At 33.4% G+C, this 11,684-nt stretch carries 8 protein-coding genes; 2 read left to right on the top strand and 6 right to left on the bottom strand.

All coding sequences use genetic code 11. The features are described from left to right. Positions 1 to 349: 349 nt before the first annotated feature. On the bottom strand, positions 350 to 1,681 hold the full coding sequence (gene gdhA, locus PKK00_12585; protein HNW99238.1) for an NADP-specific glutamate dehydrogenase: 1,332 nt from the start codon (positions 1,679 to 1,681) through the stop codon (positions 350 to 352). Between the two features lie 218 nt (positions 1,682 to 1,899). Between gdhA and PKK00_12580 the strand changes: the two genes are divergently transcribed. Then, positions 1,900 to 3,018, top strand: a complete 1,119-nt coding sequence (locus tag PKK00_12580; GenBank protein HNW99237.1) for a Crp/Fnr family transcriptional regulator — start codon at positions 1,900 to 1,902, stop codon at positions 3,016 to 3,018. 105 nt (positions 3,019 to 3,123) lie between these two features. Here the strand turns inward: PKK00_12580 and tpx are convergent, their stop codons facing one another. From tpx to PKK00_12555, 5 genes are all read right to left on the bottom strand, one after another. Next, complete coding sequence (gene tpx / locus PKK00_12575) at positions 3,124 to 3,624, bottom strand: thiol peroxidase (protein HNW99236.1); 501 nt, start codon at positions 3,622 to 3,624, stop codon at positions 3,124 to 3,126. A gap of 129 nt (positions 3,625 to 3,753) precedes the next feature. Next, positions 3,754 to 4,704, bottom strand: a complete 951-nt coding sequence (locus tag PKK00_12570; GenBank protein HNW99235.1) for a DUF3137 domain-containing protein — start codon at positions 4,702 to 4,704, stop codon at positions 3,754 to 3,756. Between the two features lie 256 nt (positions 4,705 to 4,960). Next, the gene (locus tag PKK00_12565; GenBank protein ID HNW99234.1) at positions 4,961 to 5,530 is read right to left on the bottom strand and encodes a LemA family protein; all 570 of its coding nucleotides are present in this window, start codon (positions 5,528 to 5,530) and stop codon (positions 4,961 to 4,963) included. Positions 5,531 to 5,582: 52 nt separating this feature from the next. Continuing rightward, on the bottom strand, positions 5,583 to 8,765 hold the full coding sequence (locus tag PKK00_12560; protein ID HNW99233.1) for a UvrD-helicase domain-containing protein: 3,183 nt from the start codon (positions 8,763 to 8,765) through the stop codon (positions 5,583 to 5,585). A 58-nt stretch (positions 8,766 to 8,823) separates the two neighbouring features. Further along, the gene (locus PKK00_12555; GenBank protein HNW99232.1) at positions 8,824 to 10,215 is read right to left on the bottom strand and encodes a hypothetical protein; all 1,392 of its coding nucleotides are present in this window, start codon (positions 10,213 to 10,215) and stop codon (positions 8,824 to 8,826) included. A gap of 195 nt (positions 10,216 to 10,410) precedes the next feature. Between PKK00_12555 and PKK00_12550 the strand changes: the two genes are divergently transcribed. Continuing rightward, entirely contained in the window at positions 10,411 to 11,538 is a 1,128-nt protein-coding gene (locus PKK00_12550) for a cytochrome c peroxidase (protein ID HNW99231.1), read from the top strand. Positions 11,539 to 11,684 lie beyond the last annotated feature (146 nt).

Genomic DNA, 11,684 nt, shown 5'->3' with positions numbered 1-11,684 from the left:
CACACTATTAAAGCGTTTTGATTTTTCCCTGCTTTTTTCCTGAGGAAACTCCAAATATTATTTAATAACATTTTATACTTTATTTTTAACAGGTTTGCAAAAGCAAAGATGATTGGAACGATTTATACCGATACGGAAATGATTTATCCTAGCTTATTGTGGATAGATATAATTTGTAAAAAAATTGCAAACAAACTGTTTGTAGCGCAAGTTCATGGTTTCGGGAAACGGACTCATGAACATTAATAAAAATAAATCGAAAAAACCTTTTCCTAATCAGCATAAACAGTAAAAAAAAGCTGCCCAATAATAAGACAGCTTTTTAACTATTAAGTTTCCTTAATTTTTATTAAAATCCCAAATCCAGCATTGCGTTAGCAACTTTAAGGAAACCTGCTACGTTAGCACCTTTCACATAATTAACATACCCACTACTGTCTTTTCCGTACTTCACACATGAAGCATGAATATTCGTCATGATTTCATGTAACCTCTTATCAACTTCTTCTGCAGTCCAGTTCAATTTCATTGAGTTCTGGCTCATTTCTAATCCTGAGGTTGCAACTCCACCAGCATTTGCAGCTTTTCCAGGTGCAAACAATATTTTCTTTTCAATAAATAATTCAACAGCTTCTGGTGTTGAAGGCATATTAGCTCCTTCACAAACACAGATACATCCGTTTGCAATTAATTTTTTTGCATCATCACCATTCAATTCATTTTGTGTTGCGCAAGGTAATGCGATATCACATTTTACTTCCCAAGGTTTTTTACCTTCATGGAATTCTGCACCAAATTCAAAACTGTAAGGTCTTACAATATCTTGGTTTGAAGCACGTAATTCAAGCATATAATCAATTTTCTTTCCGCTGATACCATCTTTATCATAGATGTATCCATCAGGACCAGAAATAGTAATTACTTTACCGCCTAACTGGTTAACTTTTAAAGCAGCACCCCATGCAACATTACCAAAACCAGATATAGCAACGGTTTTACCTTTAAAGCTTTGTCCTTTGGTTTTTAACATTTCTTCTGCAAAATATACGTTACCAAAACCTGTAGCTTCAGGACGAACGAGTGATCCACCCCAGTTTAATCCTTTTCCGGTAAGTACGCCAGTATGTTCATGAGTTAATCTCTTGTACATTCCATATAAGTAACCAATTTCACGTCCACCAACACCAATATCACCAGCAGGTACGTCAGTTTCAGGTCCTATTATTTTATGAAGTTCCATCATAAAGCTTTGGCAGAAACGCATAACTTCAGCATTTGATCTACCTTTTGGATTGAAATCAGAACCACCTTTTGCACCACCCATAGGTAATGAGGTAAGACTGTTTTTGAAAATTTGTTCAAAACCTAAGAATTTAAGAATACTTAAATTTACACTTGGGTGGAAACGTAAACCACCTTTGTAAGGTCCAATTGCATTATTGAATTGGATTCTATATCCTCTGTTAACATGGATTTTTCCATTATCATCAGCCCATGGAACTTTAAAAGTTAAAGCCCTGTCGGGTTCTATAATGCGTTCAATAATATTTGCTTCTTCAAATTGTGGATTAGCTTCTACAACATCTACAATAGATTCAAGAACTTCTCTTACTGCCTGTAAAAATTCAACTTCTCCGGGATTTTTTTTGGATAAGTCGTTCATTATTTTGTCAACGTTCATAATAAAGATTTTTTGAGATTAATAATTTATTAATTAAGTGATGCGAAATTACTCAAGTTATGTTTTCTGACATAAAAATTAATGTTGTATTAAATACATGTTTCAGATGATATTTGTCAATTGAAGGATTGATTTATATCAATTCATCAGCGTAAAATTTTTATAATGAGTGTTTTTTATTAATTTTGTTCAACTTTTATGAATGAAGCATTAATGTGATGACTGAAAATGAGAATATTACGTCGCTTATAAAAAATCTTGATGAACGCACGAAAGAACTGAACTGCATTTATCAGGTTGACGGAGTTTTAAATGATTTCGATTCGGAAATAGGAATCATATTAAAAAAAGTTATTGAAATTATCCCTAAAGGCTGGCGGTTTACTGAAATATGCAAATCGAGGATAGTTTACGATAATATTGAATTATGTTCTGAAGGATATAAGGATACCGAATTAAAATTAACATCACCTATTTTAGTTGATAATAAAGAAATTGGTGAAATTTCCGTTGTATACATTAAGCCTATAAAAACGGAAAAAAGAATTTTTGTAACTGAAGAAATTTCGTTGCTGAATACGATAGCTTCGAAACTCAGTAATTTCTTTTTATTAAAAAGAATGCGGCAGACCATAAAAGAAATGGAAAGCCAAAATGGGATTGCTTCGTCAAAAAAAGAGGATAGCCTTTATAAATGGTTAAAGGATTTAAAATTAACTGATCATGAAATTGAAAAATTTACACGTGTTCAGATAAAGTTTAAAAAAGGGGAGACCATGTGCAAGCAAGGCTCTATCACATCATATATCATGTTGCTTAGTGAAGGGTTATCAAAAAATTATTTGGAAGGTGTTCAGGAAAGAGGTTTTAACTTTAGCATTATTAAACCATTTGATTTTATTGGTCTTTCGTCGTTATATGGTTCAGGGGTATACAATTTTTCAGGGGCAGCATTAACACCATGCTCAGTATATATTGTTGAGAATACTTTTTTTAGTGATACAATAGCGAACAATCCTGAATTTGCCGGGAATATTTTAAAATGGTATTGCGTAACAACAGAACGTCATTTGAAACGCTTGTCGTGCATAGCTAATAAGCAGGCATTAGGGAGAATGGCCGATATTTTACTTTATCTGAAAGAAAATATTTTTGAAAGCAATATAATAAAAGGTGTTATTTCAAGAAAAGATATTGCTGAGCTAGCCGCTTTATCTACAGAAAGCGCAGTGAGAATATTATCGGAACTAAAAAAAGATAACATCATCAATATTAATAATAATGATATTGAGATCATTGATGAGAAGTTACTCCGGACTATAAGTATTTCGGGATAAAATTTTTATCCTATCTCCAATCCTTTCACAAATGGGCAAGGGAGTAGATTTGGAAAAATTATTTTACCTCTGACGTTAAACCTTAACCCTTTTTATCTTAGCCATTTACTTACAAGCTGCCAGTGCTTTTTCGTAATTGGGTTCGTCAACAATTTCGGGTACTTGCTGCGTATAAATTATTTTTCCGCTTTCATCAATAATGATGACAACGCGTGAATGCAATCCTTTCAGCGGTCCATCGATAATTTGCAAACCGTAAGTTTTTCCGAATTCTCCGGTTTCAAAATCAGAAAGTGTGATTACATTATCAAGGCCTTCGGCACCACAGAAACGAGCCTGTGCAAAAGGCAGGTCGCGCGATATGCATAATACCTTAGTGTTTTGAAGTGATGCAGCAATTTTGTTGAATTGCCTTACCGATGCAGCACATGTTCCGGTATCGAGACTTGGAAAAATATTTAATACCAAACGCTGTCCTTTGAATTCATCAAGTGTTGCACGTGATAAATCTTTTTTTACCAATGTAAAATTTTTTGCGGTTTCACCAACTTTTGGCAGTTCGCCAATAGTGTTGATGCTATTTCCTTTTAATGTAATTGTTGCCATGATATTTTATATTTAAATTATTAATACTACAAGATTACAAAATATAAAATGCTGGTTGCGGAGAATTAATGTTAAAGAATTTTAAGGAATGAATCAACTAATTTCTGAACTTGTTATTGAATTATCCTGTTATTGTTTTGTCCATATTCTTGTGTTCAGGTTCATGTCGTCAACAATCTGAACACATTCTAATATCTGTTGATAAAATTCGTAGATGATTTGTGGATTCATTACACTTTTGCGGAGTTTAGGGTCGAACAAATTTTTAGACATTGAAATAGCGAGGAACATTTTTGAATTAATGAACGATAGATGAATATTCCTGTTCATCTTTGTTTTCATGTCAACAATACGTTTCAGCATATTGGGTGAAAGGATATATCGTGCTTCAACCTGGTCGTTGCTGTATACTTTAAACATTTTTTCAAACACAGGGTCTTCCATATATACCAACTGGTCGCGCATCATATTCATTTTCTGGAAAAATTTTGCCAGTCCTCCAAAAAGTTTTTCACTATAGTCGGGCATCACTACCACGCGACATTTAAAATCCTTATGAAAATCGGCAATCAAAAATAACCCTTTAAAAATATCATGATATTGTGTTCTTCCTTTACTGTCGTGAGTTACATATTGCGTGTGCAGTTCCGAAAATTCTATCATGGTTTTATCAACCATTCCCCATACATAATCTTCTCCATAATAGCGATCAGCATGGGTAAGAAAAATTTTGCTTTCTTCATATTTTGCTCTTACTATACAAGCTTCTTTGGCATATTGAAGTTGCGGGTCGATAGCACGTATCAACGGACCAATTACAACATCCTTGAAAATTCGTTTGTACTTTTTTGTGGCTTTATATCCGAATATTGATGCAATAATCCCATAAACAACAATGAGTATAATAACAAAAACAATGATTGCTTCATTTCCTGTCCCCATTAGTATAATGCCAAACAATAAAGTCCCAAGCCATGTAAAAGTGAAAGTTTGAACTATTGAACGTTGCTTTCTTCGCAGCGCTTCGAGCGATTGAAGGTGTGGCTGAATTTGAGTGAATGCCTGCTGGAATGATTGCATTTATATAATTTTAAGTTTATTTATTGTTCTTTTCTGCTTGATCAGAAAAGAACGAAAACCTGCCTGCCGGCAAGGCAGGGAATCAAGACAAAACGATGCTTCAACCCGCTCTGAAAAATTTCTGAATTCTAAACAAAGCGAGAAAACTTCTTTGTAAGAATTCAGTGAATTTTTTCATTCACTTCCAGCCCTGACCTCGCCGTTTGTCAGTCCCTCGCTCATAAAAATAGATTTATTATTTTTTTGATTTTCTAATTTATGAATTAAATAAATTTTTCACGTTCACGTTTTCTTTTTGCTCCTGTGGCATTTCGAATGATGCTTTATGACGGAAGCCAAACATACCTGCAAAAATATTCGAAGGGAATTTTTCTACAGCATTGTTGTAATCCATTACAGAAGCGTTGAAAGCACGACGTGACGCGGAGATTTGCTCTTCTACTTCATTGAGCGATGCCTGTAACTGAAGGAAATTCTGGTTGGCTTTAAGTTCAGGATAATTCTCAACAGCAAGATTAATCTTACCTAATGCTGATGAAATCTGATTTTCCAGTAGAAAACGTTTGTACTCGTTAATGTCGCTCTTCATAACTTCAGTGCGAAGGCTTGTAATAGTTGTAAGCAGATTTTTTTCGTAACCCATGTATTGCTTAACACTTTCGATAAGGTTTGGAATAAGGTCATATCTTTTCTTCAGCATTGCATCAATTGAACTATAGGCATACTGCACTTTATTTTTGCGACCTATTAAACTGTTGTATGAAATTAACATGAGAAGTAAGATGAATCCTACAAAAATTAGCATGATTATTAATCCTGATGACATAGTTTTAGTTTTTAAAAGTTAGCATTACAAAGATATATTATTTTGAAATTTTTTAAAAAATTTCTTCAACCTGGTTATTGTTTACATAAACCAAAAGTTTTCTTATATCCTGAAATCCCATTTTTTTAAGGGCTTCAGCGTATCCATTTATTTGTTCAGCGTGGAAATCTTTTTTACTTCCGGTTTTATAATCAATGATTATTGCGTTTTTATTTTCCAGTACAATACGGTCGGGGCGAAGGATATTCCCTTCAGTCATCAATATTTCCGATTCGTTCAAAGCATTTACGCCGGTTTTATAATATTCAGAAAGCAGGGGGTGTGTAATGATAGAATGTATTTTTTCTTTCAATTCATCAATTTTATCTGCTTCAATAAAACCACTTTCTTTAATTTCAAAAATTACTTTTTCAATATCATTAGCACTGATAATTTTTGAAAGCACATAATGCACGGTGTTTCCCCATTCAATATTTTTTTCGGGGTTTTCAGTATCCCAAATCTCAACAGATTTTTTCCTGAGGTGGATAGTTTGCTCTCGATGCTTCTTACTATATTCAATTAAAGGAACAGGTTTGAAATTTCCCTTTGATTTTTTTGATACCTCTTTTTTTGAAAATGTTCCGAATGAATATTCTGATACTTCGTCATTCCATGTTTCGGATTGATGAAGGAATGATGCAAAGTATTCAGGATAGTTGCGGGTTTCCGAAATGTCCCCGGAAGGTTTTTTTGTGAGTATATATAATTGTTCCGATGCACGGGTAAGCGCAACATACAATATGTTCAGGTTATCGAGCAACGTTTTGTCGGTTTCATTTTGTCGGATTTCAGCAAAATCAGTATCGTCAAGTTTTTTACTATTTCTGATTAATGCTGATTTCATCTCCGGAATTTGTTCTATTTCTGGTTGTATCCAGATGAAATCATTAAATGTGTTTGATGAAACATAAGCGTAAGGATAAATAACAACAGGGAATTCCAGTCCTTTCGATTTGTGAATGGTCATAATTCTAACAGCATCGGTACCTTCGGGAATAATTACTGAACGCTTTGCTTTTTCATCGTCCCACCATTCAAGAAAAGTATTCAATGAATTTTTTCCTGTACTGCTATACTCAAGCGTAGCATCAAGGAAAAACTGGATATACGGGTTGTCGGTTAAATTTATTTTAAAAATTAAAATCAGTTCTTTAAAAAATTCAAAGACCGCCATAGATGCAAGTTTCTGAAAGTCGTAAATAAAATTATTCGACTTCAGGTAATCGTGAACATTTTGAAAGAAAATATTTTTGTTTTCATTATGAAGTTTAGAAGTAAGTTCAAACATGTTATTATCGTTAAGCATTTTGTTTTCTAAAAGGTAATGCAATATTCGATAAAGGGCAATGTTATTATTTCTGTTCACGGCAAGTTCAGCAAACGCCAAAAGAAAATTCACATCCGTGGAAGTGCTTATCAAAAGCGACTCATCGGAGATAACGGGAATGTTTGATGATACCAGGAATTTTGCAGTATCGGAAGCATCTTTTTTCTTACGGCATAGAATAGCGATGTCAGAAAAGTTATAATTCCCGGAACGGAGTTGTTCAATGGTATTAAATATTTTGTTGTTTGTAACTGAAGAATAATCTTGTTCTTCGTCATCAGCGGGTGTTTCTAAAAAATTAATCTGAACATAACCCCCTGAATTATTTTTATCAAATTCCTGTTCGCAATGCGAATAAATATTTTGAATATATGGTGAAGTGATTTCACTAATATGTTTAAAAAGTTTATTGTTGAAATTGACCAACTCCGCTTTAGACCTGAAATTTGATGTAAGAAATTTTTCATTATAATTTCTGCCAATTGCTTCAGCCCGTTCTAAAGAAAAGTAATCGGAAATGTTTTTAGAAATCTCAGGAAGCATTGCAAACTGTTCTACATCGCCGCCACGCCAGCGGTAAATGGCCTGTTTTCCGTCGCCGACAATTAAATTAAAATAATCAGATGCAAGAGAATTTTCGATCAGAGGTAAAAGATTGATCCATTGCAAAGCTGATGTATCCTGGAATTCATCAATCAGATAGTTTTGATATTTTTCGCCAATACGTTCATAAATAAAAGGAACAGGCTGCGTAACCACTATCTTTGAAATCTTTTCGTTGAATTCGGAAATAGGTAAAATATTATTCTCTTTTTTTATTTCATCAATTACTTTCTCAATTTCACTGAGAACAGCAACAGGATAAATGTTTGAAAGAACCAGGTTATAAAGAGTATATTTTTTAAAATTCTTTTCAATTAGTGCAATGATTTTAAAACATTCCGATGCAAGTGTTCCTTTAATAGAATCAATACTTGTCTTGATGTTGGGCTTGCATTTCTCGGAGTACCATTTGTCATCGTTAAGCGTTGCCAATACGTATGAATTAGGCTGAATTTTATCATAAATTCCATTCGATAATTTCTCTAAATATTTTCCTAATCCGCTTTTCCCGTGATAAAACGATTCGAGTGGAATATTATTTTCATTGATTATTTTTAATGCATCCAACGCAATTTTAGAAATTGATTTTTCAAATATTTCGGAGAGTGCTAAAAGTTTTTTTCGGATATTTAAAAAATCGGGAATGCTTAATTTTCTTACATTTTCAATATGCAGGGAATTATCATCGCGTATAAATTGTTTTGCAAAATTTATAAGTTCGTTTTCTATATTCCAGCTTTTCCCTTCATCAGCTTTGCTTTCGGAGAACTCAATAAGAATTTTAGTAAGTTGTGCATCGCTTCCGGCTTTGCTTATAAGCAATCCAACTGCTTCGGACAACATCCGGTCTGTATCCATTTCCACTTCGAAGTTCAGTGGGATTTTTAGGTCATGAGCAAAAATGCGGATAATACGGTGAACAAAACTGTCAATGGTTCCTATTGCAAAATCGGAATAATTATGAAGTATGGAATCGAGAACCTGTTTGGCTCGTGAGCAAATTTCCTTTTCGGAAAGTTTGGTGTCAGAAATTATTTCAGGAAGTAAAAATTTATAAGCAATGGAATTTGTTTCGCTTGATGAAAGCTGGGTAAGATAAGTAATTACTCTTTCCTTCATTTCGTTGGCAGCCTTGTTGGTGAAGGTAATAGCGAGTATGCGTTTGAATTGTTCAGGTTTTGAAATACAAAGTTTTATGTATTCACGAACAAGCGTAAATGTTTTACCTGAGCCAGCCGACGATTTATAAGTTACAAAAGGCATTATGAAAATAGAAAAATTTGTGAGTAAAGTTAAGCAGATTTTTTATGTGAAGATTGTTTTATTCTTTCTTCACTTTAAAATCTAAAAACAAACCTAGTCTGTAATGCTCATTGCTAAAGTAATTGGTGTCGTTTGAAATTTCTGCTGAATATAAATATCCATTAGAGGGAAGAGGTGAAACTACAATAGTCTTTTTATTTTTTACCTGTTGTAATTGTTGAAGCAATTCACTTCGTTTGTCGAGCGCTGCTGCATATTTTGAAAGTGTATTGTATTGCTGGTAACATAAATAAATAATAAAAACAATAATCAGCGACATGGAAACATAAAACAGTTTTTGTATAACTCTATTGCTTTTTATACAACACTTCCCGATACGGTACGACCAGCCTGCAATAAAAATAGCTACAGAAATTATTATCATAGAGAGCGACCTGTCAGGACCGGCTTCTGATAAAATATAACAGGAAGGGAATAGTAAAATATAAATCAAAATAAAAAGACCTAAAAAAGAAATCATTAATGGTTTAATAATTTTTTTCAACGGTATGATATCTGAATTTATTCCATGAATAAAACCAACGTACATAAATGGAATACTAAATAAAACAGCCCAGTGTAATTGTAATGAAAATTTAAATAAAATGATTTTTGCCAGTTCTTTAAAAGTGATATAGATTGTTTTACTGAATGATGGTTCGGGTAACCATGATGTTCTTATTGCATTACCCGGAGCTTTAACAGAAATAATAAATGCTGTTGTGGTAAATATTAAAGCTATGATTATTTTTATTAATGAAGTTTCTTTTAATCTTTGAGATACCTGGTCTTTTGGGAAAACCATGGTAACAATAAACAATGATAACAATATTAAAATATAAAAGAAGGCATATATTTCGCTGGCTCCTCCTGCATAAATAGAGAATATGATCAAAAGCAGGTATAAAAGTATTTTTCGCTTTGTTGAAATAATCAATCTTAAAATAAAAAGAAAAAATATCAGGCTCACTATGTACATTGCAGTTGATACAATCCAAAACCAGACTTCACCTTTGTTGAATGAAAATAAAAAAAAGAAGACAGAAAAAAGTAAACTGACCATTAATGCGGAGTGCCTTGTGTTGTAAATACCCGAAAAGGAGAATAACTCTTTTGAAATACCATAGATCGCAAGGATGAAAAATAAAATTATTAAAAAAGTATAAATAAATATTATTGAACGGTTGTCGTGAAAATGATAAACAGTATTCCATAATAAATAGGATGTCCATCGCCCGCCCCAATTATTATAGCCTTCGAGCATTCCTCCCCATATTCCCAAAATATGTTCGTTGTGAATATGGTAGTAATCATCAACAGCAAATCGATTGAAATAGGAGCAAATCCCAAACAATACAAGGAAAGCGATTCCTGAAATAAGAATAAAAATATTTTCCTTTTTCGATTTCATGTAATATCTCTAATTTATACTCGTTCTTATCAGGTTTGCAAAAGCAAAACTGTTTAGAACGAGTTATACCGTACAGAAAACAAAAAATATTTTTGCAAACCTTTTTTCTGTCGGTATAATTATCGTCAAAGTTAAAATAGTTTTACAAATCAATCATCTTTGTTAACTTTGTATTGAAAATATATTCCGGCTATTTTGAAAAATAAATTATACATAATTTTTTTTATCGGGTTATTTTTAATTGCTTTTATTGTTGCGTGTGATAAAGATGAACCATTGCCTTCAGATAATAATCCTGGACCGACTCCATATAATATAGTTATTCCGAAATATTTTCCGACAGTATTAAATATTCCTGCCGACAATCCTATGACAGTTGAAGGTGTTAGGTTGGGAAGGTATTTATTTTATGATGGAAGATTGTGTGGAAAGAAAGATACCATGATGTCGTGCGGAACCTGTCATTCGCAGCAATACGCTTTTGAAAATGGTGTTGGATATGCTCATGGTGTAACAGGAATTCAAACACCGCATGTAATGATGCCCTTGATAAACCTTGTCTTTAACAGTTCGGGATATTTGTGGAATGGCAAAGTGGAACATGATAACCCGGTGTTCAATACTCCAACAACATACGGTGGAAACATTGAAGACCTTGGCTGGATGGGGGCTGTAGCTCCTCATGAATTCCACAGCGATACCAATTCATGTAAAGCTGCTATACAGGCTATTGCTATTTACCCACCTATGTTTAAAGCTGCTTTTGGTTCCGAAACAGTTACCTTTAAAAACATTTCAAAAGCTATTGCGCAATTTGTACGTACACTTATTTCATCAAACAGTAAATTCGATAAATATTTAAAAGGTGAAAAAACCTTGACAGCGCAGGAGATGAACGGTTACGTAATTTTCAATACGGAGCAGGGCGATTGTTTTCATTGTCATGGAACTATTTTACTGACCACAAATGGCTTTTATAATAATGCTAAAGATTCAGTATTTACGGATACCCGCGACCGCTATGCCGTTACCGGCGATCCTATGGATATTGGTGCATATAAAGCTCCGACCTTGCGGAATATTTCTTTGACAGGACCATACATGCACGATGGGCGTTTTGCAACATTGGATGATGTCATTAATTTTTATAGCGAAGGTTTGGTGTGGTCGCCGTATGTTCACCCGTTTATGAAAAAAGTTAATGATGGTGGTGTACAATTGTTGCCTTCTGATAAAGCCGACCTGAAAGCATTTCTGCTAACGCTTACCGATTCAACATTTATCAATAATCCTGATTTTTCAAAACCTTCGGATTTACCTTAATCTTAAGAACCAAGACAAAATTCAAAAACCAAATTCCAAATCCAAAGAAAAATATTTATTGGAATTTTAAATTTGTGATTTAGGACTTGAAATTTTTTTGTAATGAGGTGTAGGTTGATGGCAGCTGGTTTAGTAAGTTGTTAAAA

The sequence above is a fragment of the Bacteroidales bacterium genome, from assembly GCA_035353855.1.
In the GTDB taxonomy this organism is placed as follows: Bacteria; Bacteroidota; Bacteroidia; order Bacteroidales; family CG2-30-32-10; genus DAOQAK01.
This window is presented reverse-complemented; position numbering and strand designations above follow the sequence as displayed.